Annotated in this window: 20 protein-coding genes; 13 read left to right on the top strand and 7 right to left on the bottom strand. The window is 33.4% G+C overall.

Going from position 1 to position 20,219, the window contains the following annotated elements; translation table 11 throughout:
* Window positions 1-57 precede the first annotated feature (57 nt).
* A complete protein-coding gene (locus HS848_RS08960; RefSeq protein WP_198612064.1) occupies window positions 58-1,377 on the top strand; it encodes a Na+/H+ antiporter NhaC family protein in 1,320 nt (439 codons plus the stop codon).
* A 117-nt stretch (window positions 1,378-1,494) separates the two neighbouring features.
* Complete coding sequence (locus tag HS848_RS08965) at window positions 1,495-2,013, top strand: SRPBCC family protein (protein ID WP_107506777.1); 519 nt, start codon at window positions 1,495-1,497, stop codon at window positions 2,011-2,013.
* Window positions 2,014-2,348: 335 nt separating this feature from the next.
* Here the strand turns inward: HS848_RS08965 and HS848_RS08970 are convergent, their stop codons facing one another.
* The gene (locus HS848_RS08970) at window positions 2,349-3,110 is read right to left on the bottom strand and encodes a MurR/RpiR family transcriptional regulator (protein ID WP_198612065.1); all 762 of its coding nucleotides are present in this window, start codon (window positions 3,108-3,110) and stop codon (window positions 2,349-2,351) included.
* A 201-nt stretch (window positions 3,111-3,311) separates the two neighbouring features.
* Between HS848_RS08970 and HS848_RS08975 the strand changes: the two genes are divergently transcribed.
* A complete protein-coding gene (locus tag HS848_RS08975; protein WP_198612066.1) occupies window positions 3,312-4,913 on the top strand; it encodes an alpha-glucoside-specific PTS transporter subunit IIBC in 1,602 nt (533 codons plus the stop codon).
* Window positions 4,914-5,051: 138 nt separating this feature from the next.
* Here HS848_RS08975 and HS848_RS08980 read toward each other — a convergent pair whose 3' ends face one another.
* Window positions 5,052-5,582, bottom strand: a complete 531-nt coding sequence (locus HS848_RS08980) for a hypothetical protein (RefSeq protein WP_107506681.1) — start codon at window positions 5,580-5,582, stop codon at window positions 5,052-5,054.
* Window positions 5,583-5,872: 290 nt separating this feature from the next.
* Here HS848_RS08980 and HS848_RS08985 point away from each other — a divergent pair, with 290 nt between their 5' ends.
* The 3 genes from HS848_RS08985 (at window position 5,873) to HS848_RS08995 (ending at window position 7,708) form a co-directional block, all read left to right on the top strand.
* Window positions 5,873-6,787: a bile acid:sodium symporter family protein gene (locus HS848_RS08985; RefSeq protein ID WP_198612067.1), complete on the top strand. Its 915-nt coding sequence runs from the start codon at window positions 5,873-5,875 to the stop codon at window positions 6,785-6,787.
* Window positions 6,788-6,866: 79 nt separating this feature from the next.
* Window positions 6,867-7,511, top strand: a complete 645-nt coding sequence (locus tag HS848_RS08990) for an HAD family hydrolase (RefSeq protein WP_198612068.1) — start codon at window positions 6,867-6,869, stop codon at window positions 7,509-7,511.
* Between the two features lie 5 nt (window positions 7,512-7,516).
* Window positions 7,517-7,708: a hypothetical protein gene (locus tag HS848_RS08995; protein ID WP_198612069.1), complete on the top strand. Its 192-nt coding sequence runs from the start codon at window positions 7,517-7,519 to the stop codon at window positions 7,706-7,708.
* 101 nt (window positions 7,709-7,809) lie between these two features.
* Here HS848_RS08995 and HS848_RS09000 read toward each other — a convergent pair whose 3' ends face one another.
* Window positions 7,810-7,998, bottom strand: coding sequence for a hypothetical protein (locus HS848_RS09000; RefSeq protein WP_103165735.1), 189 nt, complete (start codon window positions 7,996-7,998; stop codon window positions 7,810-7,812).
* Complete coding sequence (locus HS848_RS09005; protein ID WP_198612070.1) at window positions 7,998-8,348, bottom strand: hypothetical protein; 351 nt, start codon at window positions 8,346-8,348, stop codon at window positions 7,998-8,000. The genes HS848_RS09000 and HS848_RS09005 overlap by 1 nt, the downstream gene beginning before the upstream one ends.
* 504 nt (window positions 8,349-8,852) lie before the next feature.
* Here HS848_RS09005 and HS848_RS09010 point away from each other — a divergent pair.
* Window positions 8,853-10,244 (top strand): amino acid permease, encoded by a 1,392-nt coding sequence (locus HS848_RS09010; protein WP_198612071.1) that lies wholly within the window; start codon window positions 8,853-8,855, stop codon window positions 10,242-10,244.
* Between the two features lie 90 nt (window positions 10,245-10,334).
* Here HS848_RS09010 and HS848_RS09015 read toward each other — a convergent pair whose 3' ends face one another.
* From HS848_RS09015 to HS848_RS09025, 3 genes are all read right to left on the bottom strand, one after another.
* Window positions 10,335-11,207, bottom strand: coding sequence for a MurR/RpiR family transcriptional regulator (locus HS848_RS09015; protein ID WP_198612072.1), 873 nt, complete (start codon window positions 11,205-11,207; stop codon window positions 10,335-10,337).
* Between the two features lie 515 nt (window positions 11,208-11,722).
* Window positions 11,723-12,082 (bottom strand): hypothetical protein, encoded by a 360-nt coding sequence (locus HS848_RS09020; RefSeq protein WP_198612073.1) that lies wholly within the window; start codon window positions 12,080-12,082, stop codon window positions 11,723-11,725.
* 85 nt (window positions 12,083-12,167) lie between these two features.
* A complete protein-coding gene (locus tag HS848_RS09025; RefSeq protein WP_107506673.1) occupies window positions 12,168-12,866 on the bottom strand; it encodes a helix-turn-helix transcriptional regulator in 699 nt (232 codons plus the stop codon).
* A gap of 460 nt (window positions 12,867-13,326) precedes the next feature.
* Here HS848_RS09025 and HS848_RS09030 point away from each other — a divergent pair, with 460 nt between their 5' ends.
* The 6 genes from HS848_RS09030 to HS848_RS09055 all read left to right on the top strand — a co-directional run bounded on the left by HS848_RS09030 (window position 13,327) and on the right by HS848_RS09055 (window position 20,211).
* Window positions 13,327-14,118 carry an inositol monophosphatase family protein gene (locus HS848_RS09030; RefSeq protein WP_198612074.1) on the top strand — a complete coding sequence of 264 codons (792 nt, stop codon included), beginning with the start codon at window positions 13,327-13,329 and terminating at the stop codon, window positions 14,116-14,118.
* Between the two features lie 113 nt (window positions 14,119-14,231).
* Window positions 14,232-15,179, top strand: a complete 948-nt coding sequence (locus tag HS848_RS09035) for an LCP family glycopolymer transferase (RefSeq protein ID WP_198612075.1) — start codon at window positions 14,232-14,234, stop codon at window positions 15,177-15,179.
* Window positions 15,180-15,571: 392 nt separating this feature from the next.
* Entirely contained in the window at window positions 15,572-18,526 is a 2,955-nt protein-coding gene (gene fdhF / locus HS848_RS09040) for a formate dehydrogenase subunit alpha (protein WP_107506670.1), read from the top strand.
* Window positions 18,526-18,999, top strand: a complete 474-nt coding sequence (locus tag HS848_RS09045; RefSeq protein ID WP_107506669.1) for a DUF1641 domain-containing protein — start codon at window positions 18,526-18,528, stop codon at window positions 18,997-18,999. Before fdhF ends, HS848_RS09045 begins: the two co-directional genes overlap by 1 nt.
* A gap of 186 nt (window positions 19,000-19,185) precedes the next feature.
* Window positions 19,186-19,404 carry a hypothetical protein gene (locus tag HS848_RS09050; RefSeq protein WP_103165813.1) on the top strand — a complete coding sequence of 73 codons (219 nt, stop codon included), beginning with the start codon at window positions 19,186-19,188 and terminating at the stop codon, window positions 19,402-19,404.
* Window positions 19,405-19,431: 27 nt separating this feature from the next.
* Window positions 19,432-20,211, top strand: coding sequence for an N-acetylglucosaminidase (locus tag HS848_RS09055; RefSeq protein WP_198612076.1), 780 nt, complete (start codon window positions 19,432-19,434; stop codon window positions 20,209-20,211).
* Window positions 20,212-20,219 lie beyond the last annotated feature (8 nt).

A 20,219-nucleotide genomic window follows, 5' to 3' on the forward strand; every position in this document is an offset into this window, starting at 1 on the left:
AATATAAGAATCTTGTAACTTTAATTATAAATTCGCTTTTAGGAAAGTAGGTAAAGTATGGAAGAAAAGAGGAAAGGCAATGCTTGGGCGTTACTTCCCCTAGTGTTATTTATTGCACTATTTTTAGGCGTCGGCGCAGTTACAGGTGATTTTACAACTATGCCACTCAATGTTGCAATTACGGTTACTGTGATTGTAGCTTTATTGATGAATAGAAAAGAACGATTTGCCGATAAAGTTGAAGTATTTACGAAAGGGGCCGGGCATTCAAATATCATCTTAATGGTATTTATATTTATATTAGCAGGTGCCTTTTCAACAACTACTGAGAAAATGGGCGGCGTAGAGTCTACCGTTAACTTAGGTTTATCATTAATTCCACAAAATTTAATTATTGTAGGATTATTTATTATATGTATGTTTGTCTCTATTTCTATGGGAACGTCGGTTGGAACCGTAGCAGCTATCGCGCCCGTAGGATTTGGTTTCGCACAAGCTACGGATATCCCGGCCGCTTTAGCTATGGGTACTGTAGTAGGTGGTGCTATGTTTGGCGATAACTTATCTATGATTTCAGATACTACAATTGCTGCAGTTCGTACCCAAAAGACGAAAATGAGTGATAAGTTCAAGGTCAATTTTTGGATTGTACTACCTGGTGCGATTTTAACCATTATTGTGCTATTTTTCTTAACTAATGGTGTAACGATTGATCATTCGAAAAGTTATGATTATAACTTAATCAAGGTCATTCCCTATGTGTTAGTGCTCATTCTAGCGCTCATTGGCGTAAACGTCATTATTGTACTCATTGGTGGAACATTCCTTTCTGGAATAATAGGTTTATTCGATCATTCATTCGACTGGAAAGGTTTATTAAAAGCCGTTTCAGAAGGTATCATAGGTATGGAAGATATCGCTATTATTGCATTACTTATTGGTGGCCTTGTTGGAATTATCCAGCATAATGGTGGTATTGAATGGTTACTTAACTTTGTTAGGTCCAGAGTGAAATCTAAACGTGGTGCTGAGTTTGGCATTGCCAGTTTAGTAAGCGCAGCAGATATTTCGACGGCAAATAATACGATTTCAATAATTATGGCTGGACCATTAGCTAAGAATATTGCAGATGAATATGATGTTGACCCACGTAAGTCAGCTAGTCTATTAGATATTTTTGCTGGTTGTTTCCAAGGATTATTACCTTATAGTCCACAAGTGATTGCAGCAGCGGGCGTGGCTAGTATTTCACCATTTAGTGTTATGCCATACTGTATTTATTCAATATTATTAGGTGTATGTGGTATTTTAGCTATTGTATTCCGCTTTCCACGTGTTAAATCTAAACATACTACTAAAAAACGTACTAAAGCGTAAGTAAAGTAGCTTAATTTTTGAAAATAGAAAAATAATTTAAAGATTTTAATAGTTGAAAGTTTGGTACTATTTATAAATGCGTTAAAATAGAAGTAAGAGTGAAAGTAGGTGAAACAAGTGGCAAAGTATAATGTGGAAAATGAACATGTAGAAATTCATATCGAGCGTTTATTAAAATATTCACCAGAACTCGTGTACAAAGCGTGGACGGATGCTGATTTATTAAAACAATGGTTTATGACGTCGCAACGTACCAACCAAACCTTTGATGTCGATATGCATGAAGGTGGTGTTTACCGTATTGTTGATTCACGTAATGGTAAACAAAATGTCATCCAAGGGACTTATGAAGAATTAGTTGATAATGAGTACATCAAGATGACGATTGGTATGCCAGAATTGAGCAACCATGAAGATGTGATAGAAGTTGAGTTTGAAGAGCGTGAGACTGGTGGCACACAAATGTTTTTCTTTTATCAATCATTAGTTGAAAGAGAACGACGCTTAACAACATTAGAATATAAACAAAAGAAAAAAGAATATCATGACTCTACAGTGCATGGTTTAGAATTAATGTTTGATAAGATGCACCAAGTATTAGAACAATATGTAGAAGATAATGATTTATTAAAATAATGTATTAAAAAAGGAGCGAGAACAGAAATCTAATGTATTAGGTCTCTGTTTCGCTCCTTTTTTAAACTCAGTATTGATGGCTTGCTTTCTTAGGGAGCGGCGACAGAAATCTAATGAAATTTCGAAGATTTCGTAGTCCCGCCCCGGCAAGGTTGACTAGAAATGAAGAAAGTACAGATTGGACGCATCTTCATTTCAGACAACTACTGCCAGGTCGAGCCACGGTCTCGACGCTCATCCTATTCCCTCAGGAGTCTCGCCTACAATACTACGTTGCTTTTCTTTTATAATTTAAAAAAAGCATGAGAAGAACTCACTTAATTAAAAAATATTATTTAGTATAGTTCGCCTTTTTCTTTGCGTTCATTATATTTTCTTAATAATGTTTCAAAGAAGATATGGTAATTAATGAAACTTGAATAATCTGTGCCGTCGTAGAGATAGAAAGTGTTACTTGAGACATAAATATTATAGTTTGCTTTTTGCGCTAATGTATTATCTTTCATAGTCGTGACAGAAATAAAGTATTTTTGGCGTAATTGCAATAGATTGGTTACTTCTGTAAGTTGATACGTTTCACCTGATAATGAAATAATAAAGAATAAATCTTCATCTACTGAACGATTAAGTACCATTTTAAGTTCATGAACATCGTGTAACACAATAATATTTTTATGCATCGTAAGTAAAATACGTTGCGCTTCTTCAGCTACATTTTTCTGAGCGCGTCCAGTACCATATAAATATACAGTGGAAGCATTATTAATTTTATCTGTGACTAAGTTATAATCAATGCGGTCTAAATATGTGAATGTTGTTTCTATTTCTTGTTTAAAAGCATCCATAGAGTCAGTAGGAAGTTGACTTAGATTTTCACTTTCAAATTTGAGATACGATTTGAAATCACTATACCCATCAAAGCCAAGCTTACGAGTGAAACGATGAATTGTAGCATTTGATGCATGAGTATAAGCTGAAAGTTCGTGGATTTTTAAAGTCTTACATTTATTGACATTCGTATTAACAAAATGAGCAATTTGTAGATCGTTGTCGTTTAATTTATTAAAGTTGGCATTTACTCGTTCATCTAATAACACAAAAACACCTCATATTTTTTCTTGAAAAAATTTTCACATATAGAAAACATAAACTGATTATACAAAAATATTTCAAAATCAGTCAATGGCGTTGTATATATGAAAGCGTTTACTATAATAAGTATAAAGAGATAAACGATTATTAATTCATACATTAATCATTGTTAAATAATATAGAAAAAAGAATATGGGGGTACATATATGAACGCAATTAAACGGTTTGGGAGTGCGATGATCGTTCCTGTATTAATGTTTGCATTCTTCGGGATTGTATTGGGATTTGCGACATTATTTAAAAATCCAACAATCATGGGTGGATTAGCAGATGACCATACATTTTGGTTTAAGTTCTGGTCAGTGATTGAATCAGGTGGCTGGGTCATCTTTAATCATATGGAAATTGTCTTTGTGGTAGGATTACCATTATCTTTAGCTAAAAAAGCACCAGGACATGCTGCATTAGCTGCATTAATGGGTTACTTAATGTTTAACACATTTATCAATGCTATCTTAACGCAATGGCCACATACGTTCGGCGCTAATTTAGAAAAAGGCGTTGAAAATGTTACAGGTTTAAAAGCCATTGCCGGTATTGAAACATTAGATACTAATATCTTAGGCGGTATCATTATTTCAGCTATAGTAACTTGGATACATAATAGATTTTACAGTAAGAAATTACCTGAAATGTTAGGTGTGTTCCAAGGGTTAACATTCGTAGTAACTATTTCATTCTTTGTAATGTTACCAATTGCTGCGATTACTTGTGTGGTATGGCCAACAATTCAAAATGGTATCGAATCAATGCAACACTTCATTATCGCTTCAGGTTATATTGGAGTTTGGTTATACCATTTCTTAGAACGTGTATTAATTCCAACAGGATTACATCACTTTATTTATGCACCAATCGAAGTTGGACCAGTCGTAGCAAAAGACGGTCTGAAAGCAGAATGGTTCAAGCATTTAACTCAATTTGCTGAAAGTAGCAAACCATTAAAAGATCAATTCCATTATGGTTTCATGTTACAAGGTAATGGTAAAGTCTTCGGTGCAATCGGTATCGCTTTAGCGATGTATACGACTACACCAAAAGCCAATCGTAAAAAAGTGGCAGCATTACTTGTACCAGCTACATTAACAGCAGTAGTTGTTGGTATTACTGAACCATTAGAATTTACGTTCCTATTTATTGCACCATACTTATTCGTTATCCATGCATTATTAGCAGCGACAATGGATACAATTATGTACGGTTTCGGTGTAGTAGGTAACATGGGCGGTGGCTTACTAGACTTTATCGCTACAAACTGGATTCCATTAGGTCAAAATCACTGGTTAACTTATGTAGCTCAAGTAGTGATTGGTTTAATCTTCTCTGGTATTTATTTTGTAGTATTTAGATATTTAATTTTAAAATTCGATATTCCTTTACCTGGACGTCGTGCTGAAGAAGAAGTGAAATTATTCTCTAAAAAAGATTACAAAGCGAAAAAAGGCGAAGATGGTGCGACAACTTCAGACTTTAAACCAAGTAATGAATATGAAGCGAAAGCACAGTATTACTTAGAAGGTTTAGGCGGCAAAGAGAATATTAAAGACGTTACAAACTGTACAACACGTTTACGTTTGACGGTTAATGACGAATCTAAAGTAGAAGACAGTGGCTACTTTACACATGAACAAATGTCCCATGGTTTAGTTAAAAGTGGTAAAAATGTTCAAGTAGTTGTAGGAATGACAGTACCTCAAGTACGTGAAGCATTTGAACATTTAGTATACGATGAGAATGATAAAGCATAATAGAGAATACAATAGAATTTAGTAAATAAATTCCAAAATTAAAGGAGACGTAACAGTGAATTCAATCAGAAATCACTGTTACGTCTCCTTTAATATTAATATTATTTTATTCGGCTACTCACTTTTTATTACTCTTTATTAAGATATATTAGCTTTATGAATGACACGTGCTTTATATGATGCTGATAGGATATCAATATTACGACATGCGATTGTTTGTAGTAATTGTGTGAATATCTCAGGTGCACAGCACACACTTGCACAATTATTGTTTAATGTATATTTAATATCGTAATGGTTAGAGAAATATGTCATGATATCAATTACTTTATCTTTAATGAAAGCATCTTGGAGGCCATCAATCGCTAAATCAAAGCGCTTAGAAGATTGATATGATTGTTCTGTATCTAATAAAGTATTTAAATGTCTTGGAGAAAGAATTTGATAAATCGAGAATTGGTAAAAGCTTAGAAAGCTAATTAAGTATGGCAATTGTTGTTTAGGTAAGCTTACTTCTAAGACTGGAATATTATCGTGCTTTGTTATTGAATATTGAAATGAGTCGCAAAATTTAACGTCTTTGCAAACTTTGATTAATTGTTTTCGAGTAGATCTAGATTTTAAACCTACAATATTTAAAATGTAAGTTTCAAATTTGTCTAACAACATGCAATGACCTCCTATTTTTCTTAAACGTATCTACAGCATAAGCTATGTTGTCTCATAAAATCGTGCGCCGTTCTTTTTATACACACTGATTGTATCACTCTTTTTTAATATTATCACTAGGACTTTTGAACGAGCTTTAATTTAATTATTTTGTAATATAATCTTAACTAATTTTAAACTCAAGAATTGATTATATATTAATTATTTTAAATTTTCAGAAAAGTTTATTGATAGTAGCTACAACCTGTGGTAATCTTTGGTCATTATTTCTTTTAAAAGGGGTGGAGAAAATGTTAAATAGGCTCAGTCAATTTGCAACAAGTACATTTCTATTATGGATGTTGGTGGCAGCTATTATCGGGTTTATATTTCCTAGTCAGCTTGCATCACTTGGAACAGCCGTGCCATGGTTACTTGGTATTGTCATGTTAGGGATGGGTATGACAATTAACCCTCGTGATTTTAAAGCCATATTTCAAACACCTAAGCCTGTCATCATTGGTGTGATTTTGCAGTTTACGATTATGCCTACGTTAGCCTATCTTATTGCAAAAATATTCCAATTACCACCTGAATTAGCTATCGGCGTCATCTTAGTAGGATGTTGCCCGGGTGGTACTTCTAGTAATGTAATGAGCTATCTTGCTAAAGCTAATGTAGCATTATCGGTGGCTATTACAAGTGTTTCAACATTATTAGCGCCTTTTGTTACACCAGCTTTAATTTACGTCTTCGCACATGAATGGCTAAATGTTTCATTTATGAGTATGTTATGGTCAGTTGTCCAAGTTATTTTAATTCCTATTGCCTTAGGGTTTGTGTTACAACTGCTCTCTAAACGTATGACTAATAAAGTGTCAGAAGCATTGCCAATTATTTCAGTTGTAGCAATTTCATTAATTTTAGCAGCCGTAGTTGGTGGTAACAAAGATCAAATACTACAAACCGGTGCACTTGTTTGCTTAGTTGTCGTACTCCATAACGTCTTAGGTTATGTCCTTGGCTATACTTTAGCGAAACTTCTAAAACTCAATTATCGTGACAAGAAAGCTGTCGCAATTGAAGTAGGTATGCAGAATTCAGGACTTGCCGTATCTCTTGCCACAGTACATTTCAGTCCTTTAGCAGCTGTGCCAGGAGCAATATTTAGTTTCGTCCATAATATTTCTGGTCCGATCTTAGCTAAGTATTGGTCTAAACGCTGATGTTTGAAAATGGTCATGAAAAGCATTAATAACATATGTTAAACTTAATTGTAATTGTAGAATTTAAAGGAGTAAGCATATGTATAAAGCAGTTGTATTTGATTTCGATGGCACGATTATAGATACAGAAAAACACTTATTTGAAATCATTAATAAACATTTAACGCATCATCAATTAGCACCTATTTCTTTAGAATTTTATCGTAGCCACATCGGTGGACATGCCCGTGGTTTACATGATTATCTTGAAAAAGTACTTGGCCTTGAAAATAAACAAAATATATATGATGAACATAATGATACAAGTCATGAATTAGATATTATTGATACAGTCTATGCACTGATGAAATATCTAAAACAGCATCATATTCCAATGGCAATAGCCACAAGTAGTTATCGAGAAGAAATTCTTCCTACATTTAACGCATTAGGATTAGATGAGTTTATAGATGTGATAGTAGGGCGAGAAGATGTAGAAGCGGTTAAGCCTAATCCAGAATTATATTTAACTGCTGTACAACGTTTAAATTATTCTCCAGCACATTGTTTAGCTATTGAAGATTCTGTGAATGGAGCGTCAGCAGCAATGAATGCTGGGTTAGACGTCATTGTTAATACGAATGAAATGACTGTAGAACAAGACTTTTCAAATATTTCTTATATTGGTAGAGATATGAGTTTTAACGAGATTATTACGCGTTTCTTTGAAAAGGATAAGGAGTAGTATAGATGTCTTGGCAAATTATTATATTCTTTCTAGCCGGGCCCATTATTATAGGTATTGGTAATTTAGTACTCGGACCTATTTTTAAAAAGCACATTCCCTTTAGAGTACAAGTACGTTCATTCATAGTTGGAACCATTATCTATTTAATTCTAGCAATGATAGGATACTTCCTACTCTTACAAGGGAAAATATAAAATCATAAAAAATAGAACATTGAATTAAAAATGGCGTAGAGATGATTCATGATTGAATCATCTCTACGCTATTATATTGAGAATTAAGTCCCAACTTTTTTCTATATAATTATTTTTAAAATCACTGTTACGACTAATAACACGATAAGAATCAAATCAATACCAACCATGACGGTATATCGAGTAGCCTTTTGGCCTTGCGCTTTATTTTGTTTCATAGCGCTATAGTTTGGAATTAAACTTAGAAATAATAAAACGATAATTAAAATAATCCCAATAGTAATGGTCATTATTTAGTACCTCCATTTCGCTTTTCCATCCATTCCCAAATAAAACCAGCAATTATACCTACGATTAGACCAATAATTAAACCAATTTTCACAGTGAAAAATATTCCACCAATAATTAAGAAGACAATTAAAGCGATGGGCAACGTAATACCGAATTTAAGTTTACGTTCATCAGAATTAAATATTGAAAATACCACTATATAAAGTATAAAAAAAGCAATAGTAGCTATTAATGATCTAATTAATAACGGGCCAATAGTATCATGATGCACACTAAAAAAATTCAATAGAAAAAATAGTACTCCAAAAATAATTGATATTTTAGCGCTCTTTTTTACTAACTTCTGCATTTAAATATGCTCCCTTAAATAATCTATCAAAAGTATATCATATTCTAGTTTCTACTTTGACTTACATACATAAGACAACATTAAAATAAAGCAACTGATATTTCAAAATTGAAGAAGAAAAATTGAAAAACGTAAAATTTATTCAAAAAAATTTATTTAGATATTTTGGTACTTTAGCACGCTAAAATGTTGTGAAATCAACGTTTTTTAAAAATGCCAAAAATATAATTGCAACAGTATTGGAAGCGATTTCAAAAATTTGTAAAAATTATGTTTTAATTTTGTCAAATTATAGTATAATATCCTCAATAAGGTCAGGGAACTTTAGGGGAAAGCAAGAGATTGGGAATTGTTTGGGATTTGAATGCCAACGAACGATTAGTAAATATTTTTTGAAAATTGTGTCGATTCGGACGTAGCTATCAAAATAAAAACAAGTCGTATCCTAGCTCTTAAAGACGAAAGTATTCATGCCTTAGATTTAATAGAGATGGGGTTATTTAAATGGATAACAATGAATTACATAGGGGGCTAAGTGCTCGTCAAATTAGAATGATAGCACTTGGTGGTACTATCGGTGTTGGTTTATTTATGGGAGCGACTAGTACAATTAAGTGGACAGGTCCTTCAGTTATTTTTGCGTATTTAATCGCAGGTATCTTTTTATTCTTAATCATGCGAGCAATGGGAGAAATGGTTTATTTAAATCCAACTACTGGATCATTTGCCACATTTGCAAGTGACTACATACATCCTGCTGCTGGTTATATGACAGCGTGGAGTAATATCTTCCAGTGGATTGTCGTAGGTATGAGTGAAGTTATAGCCGTTGGTGAATATATGAACTACTGGTTCCCTAATTTACCACAATGGATTCCAGGTGTCGTTGCTGTATTACTACTATTAGCGGCGAACTTAGCTTCAGTTAAAGCATTTGGTGAATTTGAATTTTGGTTTGCAATGATTAAAGTCGTAACAATTCTATTAATGATTGTTGCAGGTTTAGGATTAATCTTCTTTGGTATAGGTAACGGAGGACATGCCATTGGGATTTCAAATCTATGGTCTCACGGCGGCTTTATGCCAAACGGCTTCCTAGGTTTCTTCTTCGCTCTATCAATCGTTATTGGTTCATATCAAGGGGTTGAACTGATTGGTATTACAGCTGGGGAAACTAAAGATCCACAAAAGAATATTAAAAGCGCTGTTAATGGGGTTATCTGGCGTATATTAATTTTCTATATTGGTGCGATTTTCGTAATTGTATCTATCTATCCTTGGAATCAATTAGGAGATATTGGTAGTCCGTTCGTAGCAACATTTGCTAAAATCGGTATCACATTCGCAGCAGGTTTAATCAACTTTGTAGTATTAACAGCTGCATTATCAGGTTGTAACTCAGGTATCTTTAGTGCAAGTCGTATGATTTATACACTAGCTCAAAAAGGACAATTACCTAAAATCTTTACACGCGTTATGAAAAACGGTGTACCATTCTATCCAGTATTAGCGATTTCACTAGGTATCTTACTTGGCGCATTATTAAATGTTATTCTTCCTTTATTCGTTAAAGGCGCAGACAGTATCTTTGTTTATGTATATAGTGCATCAATCTTACCAGGTATGATTCCATGGTTTATGATTTTAATTAGTCATATTCGCTTTAGAAAATTACATCCTGAAAAAGTAGAAGGCCACCCATTCAAAATGCCTGGCGGAACAGTTGCTAGTGCGATTACAATTTTATTCCTATTAGTTGTACTTGTGGGTATGCTATTTAATAAAGAAACAGTCGTATCAGTTTTAATTGGTATTGTTTTCTTAACAGGCGTAACAGTTTATTACTTCGTTCGTGGACATCATAAAAGAGATGGATCACGCAAAGTAAAACAATAATTAAATTAACATCAAACAACACATAAAAAACGGTGGTGAATTTGATTTCACCGCCGTTTTTCTATAATGTTTAATTTTTTGAATAATGCTTCAATGTTTAAATTTAATATGAGATAGGTATTTATGGTAATTATCTAATGCCATCTTTGATTGTGTAATAAAGTCTAAAGATGACTGATAATTAAGTGCTATATAACGATAAAACAAGAGATCGATCGTAAACATTTGAGCGAATAGAGACGTAGTTGTTCCCATACGCAATTCGTTTTCATCGGAATGCCCATAAGTCAAAACGATGTCTGAATGCTTGGCAACATGATTACTCTCAGAACTCGTAATCGTAATAATAGGGATGTTGTAGTTCGACACAACTTTAACTAAGGCATGTAATTCGCTTTGTTCTCCATTATTTGTAATTAAGATGACACAATCATCCTTATTATATGTCGATAACATAGTAGTAAATAAGTGAGTTTCTTGTATTAATTGTATATTTAGACCTATTCTTGAAAGTTTTTGATATAAATCAGTGGCACAGACAAACGACGTACCATACCCGAATACAAATATTTTATTTGCCGATTTAAATCTCTTACATATATTGTCGATTGTCGTGTTATCTGTAAACGTTGAACTTCTTTGTAACGCATCTTCGGCCTGAAGAAAAAGTTTCTTTTTTAATGTATCAATTGGTTCATCACGAACTAATTCAATATTGTAAGGCGACATTTGTTTGGGAAAGAGCTTCTTTAATTCTGCTCTAATCTCTTGAAAACTAGCGTTAATTAATTTTTGACTATATCGATTCATCGTGGAAACGCTAATGTTAAGTTCATTAGCAATTTCTTGATTCGACATTTGAATGAGCTTCTGAGGTGAATTTAAAATAAAACGCGATAATTTTTGTTCATTTTTTGAAAAAGAAGGATATTCTTCATCAATGATATATAAAATATTTGTCATTTAATCACCTAATTTGTCTAAGTTTCTCTATTATTTAACCCTATCGTGAATATAGGTACGGGCAAAAATCCCTGTATAACTTAAATTTTATAATGCGCGTAGGTGTAGTAGCTCACTAAACACTATATTTAACGTCGCATCATGATATAAATTAATAACATATTTAATACACCATTAATGTGTTATAAACTCCCCATTTATACTGTATAAAACGATTGATTCAGTAAAGGTGGATGCGCTTCGAAGATTTAGGTTACTGATAAAGAGTTGAACAACTAATATAATTCTCCCAAATATATTAGTTTATCCTTATAGTTCTTTTAATAGGTGCCAGTTAAGTTAAAAACTCCATTCAAACATATCTAAATGCTAAGGTTTATGCAATGGTAAGTTTCTATGCATTAAGATGACCATAAAAGTAACCTTCTATATTACTGTAATCACCTATAATTATACCTGTTTAACCTTGCTATTACAATTTACCTATATAATTAATAAATTATATATAATGTTTTTTATAAGTCATTTTGAAGTTCTTTAATTTTAAGATAGGTATGATAAATACGTTGTTGTCGTTTATTTAAATCACAAAGTAATGTGCCTTGTTGAAAGTTGTGAAGCGGTTGCTCAGAAAGTTCTATAAGTAATTTATAGTACAGATGATTGGGAGAAGTAGAGGACAATTGACTAGGTGCAATTGAGTAAATTTCTTCATTTAATACAGGATTTAAAGCATAGTTTTTAACTTCTTCGTTATAGTGTTCAATTGCTTGTAGAAGAGATGATTCATCCATAAAGTAGTAATATTTAATCTTTTCAATAAGTGTGATGAAATGGATTAAATGTTGTTGATAGTCTATAAATTGATTGGACATGGTTGTTAATGAACTCCTTTTTCTAGAGAGAATGAATGGAGAATAATAAGAGGAGATGATGAATAAATCATCCAATCGAGAGACCTTAGTCTTCGTTCTCGACTGGATTTAGAAATTGCGTGTAGTTATCAATAGAGATGTCATATGTTTTGATCATCTTTTCAAATGAATAAGAAATATCGTAAATATCAAGTACTGGAAGTTCGCGTGTACGTCCCAAACCAATCTCATAAATGATAGCTAACCAAACGCCGTCACGGCATAATAGACCGATAAAAATAACATTCTCGGCAATTGTTTTAGAACCATCGTTAAAATCAATTAGCATGACATTTCTTTCGGCACTATAGATTAAAATGTCAGAGAAAAGGTGAGGTAAGGTAACTTGTTCAGTATCTTCGAATTTAATTAAATCAGTCATATGGGCTAAATATTTACGAATGCGAGTGTTTGGAATTTTAAAACATTGCTTGATGATTGATTGAATTTCATTGGTATAAGGCAAAGTCGAATACGATTGACTTTCTTTTAAGGTTAAAAATAAGGCGATGAGTTGTTGTTCATCTAACTTAAGTTGTATTTTATCTTCAGTTTCTTGAATTTGATAGCCACCAAGTTTGCCTTTGTGCGCATAAATTTGGACGCCTTGAGCTTCTAAATCAGCGATATCACGTCCGATTGTACGCACAGAAACATTTAATTGCTTAGCTAATTCTGTTGCATTCATTTTATGACCTTGTTGTATAGATGAAATAATTTGATTCTGTCTCTCCAATTTATTCACGTTGTACACCACCTATGGACATTACATATTACAATAATTATAACATAAGACTGGCAAGGAAGACATTTATTAAATAAAAGTAGAATTTATTGCTAAAAATTAATTTTTTATTAGGAAAACGCTTACAATTTTAGTTATTTTGTGCTAGTATATTATTTGTAACAGGGGAGAACGAGTTCAAACAAAGGGGTAGAAGCTATATAACAGATAGCTTATTGTGAATCGTTCGAGTTACATCGAAACATCTTCAATATTTATTACTTACTTTCCTTTCTATTTGTCGGCTAGCAGAAGACTAGCCGATTTTTTTGTGTTTAAAATACATATGTAAAAATAATATGATGTTATTGAATCATTTTGTCATTATAAGAACATCATTATTAATAAAATAATTTAATCCAACAGTAATTATTAGTATACTTGAATATAATAAACTGAGACATCAATTTGAGGTGATAAAATGCAACATAACCGACTTCAATATATAGATAGTCAAATTATAGAATGGCTAAAACAGTTAGATGACGTACTTCCTCATTTAATAAAAGAAATGACCACAGACACGAAGGTGGATCGTTTTGACCTAGTTACAAATGTTGATAAGCAATTACAACATCAATTTGAAAGCTATTTGGCTGAGCATTTTCCAGGTCATCAATTGTTAGGTGAAGAAAAGAATAACGATAATATCGAACCTTATGACGGTCATTTATGGATTATGGATCCTATCGACGGGACGGCAAACTTAGTTAAACAACAAGAAGATTACTGTATTATATTAGCTTATTTTGAAAATGCTGAACCAAAACTCTCCTATATATATGATTATCCGCATGACAAATTGTATAAGGCAATAGCAGGTGAAGGCGCTTATGTAAATGGTGAACCTATGACTTCACCGTCACATTTATCTTTAAACGATGCTATTATTTCATTTGGAAGCCAATATATGAATGAACAGACAGTGAAAGAATTATACAATACGGCTTTTGGCGTGCGAAATATTGGATCATGTGGTTTGGATTCAGTGAGAGTTATTAAAGGACAATTTGGCGCGCATATTAATACAAATCCTAAGCCATGGGATATAGCGGCACAATTTCTCTTTGCTAAAGAGCTTAATCTAGTGATGACACAATTAGATGGACAACCGTTAGATTATGCGACAAGTGGACCATTTATTATTAGTAACCCAGGTTGTTATAACGATATGATAACTATTTTAAATCGTAATGGTGGGTATCACAAATAGGCGTCAACGGCTTCTATTTTGTTTAAAGTTACTACTCGAGACGTATAGTAAAATGTTAATTTTAATATATAATTAAAACGATATATTTCATAAAATAGAATAGGAGTGGTGGGATGCGTAGATTTCATAGAAGAATGAGCCTGCCCGTTAAAGTTTTACTTTGGTTTATTGGTATTTTGGCTGCTTTTGCAATCGTAGCAGTTATCTTTGTTGTTGCGAGTATATATATTACAGGTGGAAAGATTCATAATCCCCTGAATCGCCAACATTCAGAATTACGTTCGAAAAACGTAGATTTAAAAAATGGTGATCCATTTACAATCGCATTGTTCGGAGTGGATTCAGATGCACAACGTAAAAGTGCAAATGATGGAGAACGTAGTGATACGGTCATGTTATTATCTATTAATCCTAACAAACAGACGACTGAAATCGTCAGCGTACCACGTGATACGCAAGCTGAAATTGTTGGTCGAGGGACTACAGAGAAGATTAACCATGCCTATGCTTATGGTGGGCCTACAATGGCTGTTAAATCTTTGGAAAAGTTAATGAACGTACCTGTTGATCATTATGCGACGATAGACATGGACGGGTTGCATGATATGATTGATGCATTGGGTGGCATAGACGTAGTAAGCAATGACACATTTACAGCTCATGGCACACATTTCGTTAAAGGAACAAAGACACACGTGGATGGAGATACAGCAATGTATTTTATTCGCAGTCGTAAAGAAGAAGGTGCCGGTGGAGACTTTGGCCGTCAAGAGCGACAACAACTGATTTTACAAGCGATGGCGAACAAAATGACAAGCGCTTCAGCACTTGCCCATTTCCCATCATTAATTGGTGAAGTTCAAAAAAATGTGACGACAGATTTAACTTTAAGTGATATGAATGCTATCCGCAGTAATTATAAAAACGCTAATTCTACAGTGAATCGTCATCAATTAGAAGGTCAAGGTGGCATACAAAGCGATGGCTTATGGTATTTTATCCCTAACGATTCTTCTAAACAACAAGCAACTGATGTATTAAATAACAACTTAAATAATTAATAGCAATATACTTTATCTTGCTAGGGCAGGGCTATGAAATCTTTGGAATTATAGTAGATTTTAGTCGCTGCTCTTTTTTAGGGTTTTTTAATATAATGATCTATTTTTTGAGTTAGTTTATTTTAAATTCTGATATTATAGTACATATACATCTTTGTAACTTAGTTATTAATGCATAATTAAGGTACATTAGAATAGCGATTTAATTTTCAGAAATAAAAAAGTTTAAAACAATACTTTAAATATTGAAAATATTTATGAAAGTCTTAACAATAATAGTGATAAGTTATACAATGAATGTAATTCTATGTTCAATATATGTGGGTATTGATGTGGAATATTAACTTAGTCTAAAGATTTTACGGAAAATTTATATATATGGGGTGGAGAGTATGCAAGAACATTTAATCGTGACGCTTGACGGTACAGATTATCTTGTAGAACCGGGAACGAGTTTACTCGAGTTTATTAAATCTCGTGATACTTTCGTACCTTCAATTTGCTATAACGAATCGATGGGACCTATCCAAACATGTGATACATGTATGGTCGAAATTGACGGCAAAATTGAACGTGCGTGTAGTACTGTTGTAGATCGACCTATGACAGTAAATACTCAAAATAATGATGTTAAAACGAGTCAAAAAGAAGCATTAGATAGAATTCTAGAAAAACACATGTTGTATTGTACAGTATGTGACTATAATAACGGAGATTGTGAAATCCATAATGCTATGGACGCGTGGGGCTTAGAAGAACAATCTTATGAATATAAAACAAAACCATATGAAAAAGATTATGGTCCATTTTATCGTTATGACCCTGATCAATGTATCTTATGTGGTCGTTGCGTTGAAGCGTGTCAAGACATCGAAGTTAATGAAACGATTTCAATCGACTGGGATCGCGAACACCCTCGTGTTATCTGGGATAATGATGTTCCAATTAACGAGTCATCATGTGTATCATGTGGTCAATGTGCAACAGTTTGTCCATGTAACGCTATGATGGAAGTGAATATGGAAGGTAACGCAGGTTACATGACAGATACTGAACCAGGTTCATTAGCTGCTATGATTGATTTAACTAAAAAAGCAGAACCAGGCGATGGATTACTATTCGCAGTATCAGATTCAGAAGCAGAAATGCGTAAAGAAAGAATTAATAAAACAAAAACAGTATGTACATATTGCGGTGTAGGTTGCTCATTCGATGTATGGACAAAAGATAGAGAAGTTCTTAAAGTACAACCTTCACATGATTCACCAGCGAATAAAATCGCTACATGCGTAAAAGGTAAATTCTCTTGGGGTCATATCAATTCAGACCAACGTTTAACTAAACCTTTAGTAAGAAAAGACGGAGAATTCCACGAAGTTGAATGGGAAGAAGCATTAAATGTTGTTGCTGATAATTTCACTCGTATTAAGAATGAATACGGTGGCGATCATTTAGCCTTTATCGCTTCATCTAAAGGTACAAATGAAGAATCTTACTTAATGCAAAAACTTTCACGTCAAGTCTTTGGATCAAACAACGTAGATAACTGTTCAAGATATTGCCAAGCACCAGCTACTAAAGGATTATTCAGAACAGTAGGTCATGGCGGTGACTCAGGTTCAATCGAAGATCTTGAAAAAGCAGCAATGACGGTATTAATTGGAACAAATACTGCTGAAGCACATCCAGTTATCGCTTCTCGCATGAAACGCGCTCAAAAATTATTTGGCCAAAAAATGCACGTCTTTGATATAAGAAAACACGAAATGGCAGAACGTGCGGATGCTTTCTACCAACCTAAACCAGGTACAGACTTAGTATGGTTAGGCGCAGCTACTAAATATATTATCGACAATGATTTACACGATAAAGCATTCTTAAGTGAATGGGTAGATAACTATGAAGAATATTACAAATCATTAGATTTATTTACAATGGACTTCGCAGAAGAAGCAACAGGCATTCCTAAAGAACAAATTATTAGTTTTGCTGAAGAAGCGGCTAAAGCAGAATCAATGTCAATCTGTTGGGCTATGGGTGTCACACAACAAGATATTGGTAGTGATACAAGTACAGCAATTTCAAACCTATTACTTGTAACTGGTAACTACAGAAAACCAGGCTCAGGCGCATATCCATTACGTGGTCATAACAACGTTCAAGGTGCCAGCGACATGGGTAGTATGCCAGACCAATTCCCTGGCTATCAAAAAGTTGCAGATGATGAAATTAGAGCTAAATTTGAAAAAGAATACGGTGTGGAATTAAATCCAACACCAGGACGAGACAATCACCAAATGATGGAAGGTATCCATAACGGAGACATCCAATCATTATACTTATACGGTGAAGATACTGGTATCGTAGATTCAAACATCAATTTCGTTCAATCAGCATTAGAAAAAGTAGACTTCTTAGTAGTACAAGATGAATTCTTAACATTTACTGCAACATACGCTGACGTTGTATTACCAGCTAGTCCATCACTTGAAAAAGATGGTACATTCACTAATACGGAACGTCGTATTCAACGTATCAATAAAGCGTTACAACCATTAGGCGAATCTAAACCAGACTGGGAAATTTTCCAATTAATAGCACAACGCATGGGTGCAGATTGGAATTACAGTCATCCAGGTGAAATCATGGATGAGATTGCACGCTTAACACCATCTTATTCTGGTGTAAGTTACGACCGTTTAGAAGGATTCAATAGTTTACAATGGCCTGTAGCTCCAGATGGTACAGATCAACCAACATTATATTTAGACGGTTTCAATTTTGAAAATGGACGTGCCAAATTATTCCCATTAACATTTGATAACTTCTTCAAAGAAGATGAAGTTTACGATTTACATGTTAATAACGGACGATTACTTGAACACTTCCACGAAGGTAATATGACATATCAAACTGAAATGATTAAATATAAAATGCCAAATGCATTCGTTGAAATCTCACCAGAACTTGCAAAAGAAAGAGACATTCACGAAGGTGCGGAAATACGCTTAATTTCTGAAACTGGAGAGGCAACATTGATTGCTACGGTAACAGATCGCGTTAAAGGTAAAGAAATTTACATTCCATTAAATAATGACGCTATGTCAAATGGTGATTTAGGTGCTATCAACAAACTAACAAATAGTGATGTTGATAAATATACTGATACACCATCATATAAACGTACAAGTTGTCGTATGGAAGTACTAACTAGAAAAGGTAAATCACCATTAAACCCTACAAACTTCCGTGTTGATAAAGAACGTAATCCTCAATATAGTGTCCAAGTACAGAAAAAATGGGAGCGTCAAGACTATGTCTTCCCTGGAAATGTGGTGGATAAATAATGGCTGAAAGAATAACAAAGATTAAACGTTTAGAAAAGTCAGAAGAACAAATCAAACTTGAAAGTTTAAACGAAGTCACTGATGCGATTGCTGAAAATAAAGACAGTATTTTAAAAGCCATCCGTATCGTTAAAGCCTTAGACGATGCCAAAATTCTTGATTTAATGAATGGTGGTATTAGAGGCCGTCAAGTCATTGTAAATAAATTTATGACTGAATTAAATAAAGATTTATATGCAGGTTTAATTACTAACTTGGCACCTATGGTCTTTATGTTAGGCGAATTAAATGTTCAAGAATTAAGTCAATTCTTAAATAAATTGAATAAAGGTTTACATGTTGCTAACCAAGCTAGTCCTAACGCTAAAACAAGTGTGCGTAGTTTAATGGGCGTGCTTAAAGATGACGATATGAACCGTAGTTTAACTTACATGTTGAATTTACTAAAAGGTATGTCTAGAGGCGAAGACTAGTCTCTAACAATTTAAAGAATCTCTATTGAGAAATGCATGGTTTCATGTAGTTCTTGATAGAGATTTTTCTTTGAAATTTGATTATAATTTAACAGTACTTTCATATTGAATTATGGTAAGGTGTACTATATATTAAATTTTAAAAATGAGGGGTGAGGACCTATTCATCCAAATATAATTAAATTAATGGCTATCGTTTCTAACGTATTTATCGTACTAGGGATTATCTTCTTAATTATGATGCAATTAATGTTAGCTATTTCGATGTTTGCTGTTTCTCTAGCAATTAGTCTAGTGATTTTTAACGTTTTATTCCGTGACCGTACAGGAATGAAGATAATTATCAATCTATCGTTTGCGATTGTCGTTATCGTTATCATTATTACATATTTCTTTTTAACTTAATTAGGCACACAAAGGATTGTAGCGCACATGAAAAAGAAGTTTAATTTACGTTTATCTATAACTATACTTATTCTTTTATTGGGTATACTCATTGTCTTGTTGGTTATCAATCAAACTAATATTCTACGTGAAGATCGGCAGTTTACTTTTCAAGAAGCGGTTCAAAAGCAAACACAACCCAGTGTATTAAATACGATTGATAAGAATGGGAAGTTTGTCGATGCACAAGAGAGTGAAGTTGAACAAGCAATGAAGATTACTCATAAAGATAATACATTAAAGTACATGGATATTTCTCAAAAAGTACCAATGTCTAAAAGTGAAGTTAAAACTATGCTAAAAGGACAGGGAATTCTTGAAGACCAAGCGAATGCTTTTATCAAAGCTCAAGACAAATATGATGTGAATATTATTTATTTAATTAGTCATGCACGTGTAGAAACTGCCAATGGAGATTCAGAACTTGCCAAGGGTATTAAAGATGATGGGAAACGTTATTATAATTTCTTTGGTGTAGGTGCTTTTGACGAGAATGCAGTACATACAGGTAAGAGTTACGCAAAAGAACAAGCATGGACATCGCCTTATAAAGCAATTCTAGGCGGAGCAAAGTTTGTGCGTACACAGTATTTCGATAATGAGCAAATAACACTATATCAAATGCGTTGGAATCCTCAACAACCTGGGGAACATCAGTATGCAAGTGACGTGGCTTGGGCTGATAATGTAGCCCATTATATGAAAGCATACTATGAACAGTTTGGTATCAAAAAAGATTATGTACGTAAAAATTATTATGCTTCTTAAATATGGGA

Origin of the sequence: Staphylococcus caledonicus, from assembly GCF_016238465.1 — a bacterium.
Taxonomy (GTDB): domain Bacteria; phylum Bacillota; class Bacilli; order Staphylococcales; family Staphylococcaceae; genus Staphylococcus; species Staphylococcus caledonicus.

Excerpts from the sequence above, each read along its gene's own strand:
- HS848_RS08960 (WP_198612064.1), top strand. The coding sequence starts at position 58 with ATGGAAGAAAAGAGGAAAGGCAATGCTTGGGCGTTACTTCCCCTAGTG.
- HS848_RS08975 (WP_198612066.1), top strand. The coding sequence starts at position 3,312 with ATGAACGCAATTAAACGGTTTGGGAGTGCGATGATCGTTCCTGTATTA.
- HS848_RS08980 (WP_107506681.1), bottom strand. The coding sequence starts at position 5,582 with ATGTTGTTAGACAAATTTGAAACTTACATTTTAAATATTGTAGGTTTA.
- HS848_RS08985 (WP_198612067.1), top strand. The coding sequence starts at position 5,873 with ATGTTAAATAGGCTCAGTCAATTTGCAACAAGTACATTTCTATTATGG.
- HS848_RS08990 (WP_198612068.1), top strand. The coding sequence starts at position 6,867 with ATGTATAAAGCAGTTGTATTTGATTTCGATGGCACGATTATAGATACA.
- HS848_RS08995 (WP_198612069.1), top strand. The coding sequence starts at position 7,517 with ATGTCTTGGCAAATTATTATATTCTTTCTAGCCGGGCCCATTATTATA.
- HS848_RS09000 (WP_103165735.1), bottom strand. The coding sequence starts at position 7,998 with ATGACCATTACTATTGGGATTATTTTAATTATCGTTTTATTATTTCTA.
- HS848_RS09005 (WP_198612070.1), bottom strand. The coding sequence starts at position 8,348 with ATGCAGAAGTTAGTAAAAAAGAGCGCTAAAATATCAATTATTTTTGGA.
- HS848_RS09010 (WP_198612071.1), top strand. The coding sequence starts at position 8,853 with ATGGATAACAATGAATTACATAGGGGGCTAAGTGCTCGTCAAATTAGA.
- HS848_RS09015 (WP_198612072.1), bottom strand. The coding sequence starts at position 11,207 with ATGACAAATATTTTATATATCATTGATGAAGAATATCCTTCTTTTTCA.
- HS848_RS09020 (WP_198612073.1), bottom strand. The coding sequence starts at position 12,082 with ATGTCCAATCAATTTATAGACTATCAACAACATTTAATCCATTTCATC.
- HS848_RS09030 (WP_198612074.1), top strand. The coding sequence starts at position 13,327 with ATGCAACATAACCGACTTCAATATATAGATAGTCAAATTATAGAATGG.
- HS848_RS09035 (WP_198612075.1), top strand. The coding sequence starts at position 14,232 with ATGCGTAGATTTCATAGAAGAATGAGCCTGCCCGTTAAAGTTTTACTT.
- fdhF (WP_107506670.1), top strand. The coding sequence starts at position 15,572 with ATGCAAGAACATTTAATCGTGACGCTTGACGGTACAGATTATCTTGTA.
- HS848_RS09045 (WP_107506669.1), top strand. The coding sequence starts at position 18,526 with ATGGCTGAAAGAATAACAAAGATTAAACGTTTAGAAAAGTCAGAAGAA.
- HS848_RS09050 (WP_103165813.1), top strand. The coding sequence starts at position 19,186 with ATGGCTATCGTTTCTAACGTATTTATCGTACTAGGGATTATCTTCTTA.
- HS848_RS09055 (WP_198612076.1), top strand. The coding sequence starts at position 19,432 with ATGAAAAAGAAGTTTAATTTACGTTTATCTATAACTATACTTATTCTT.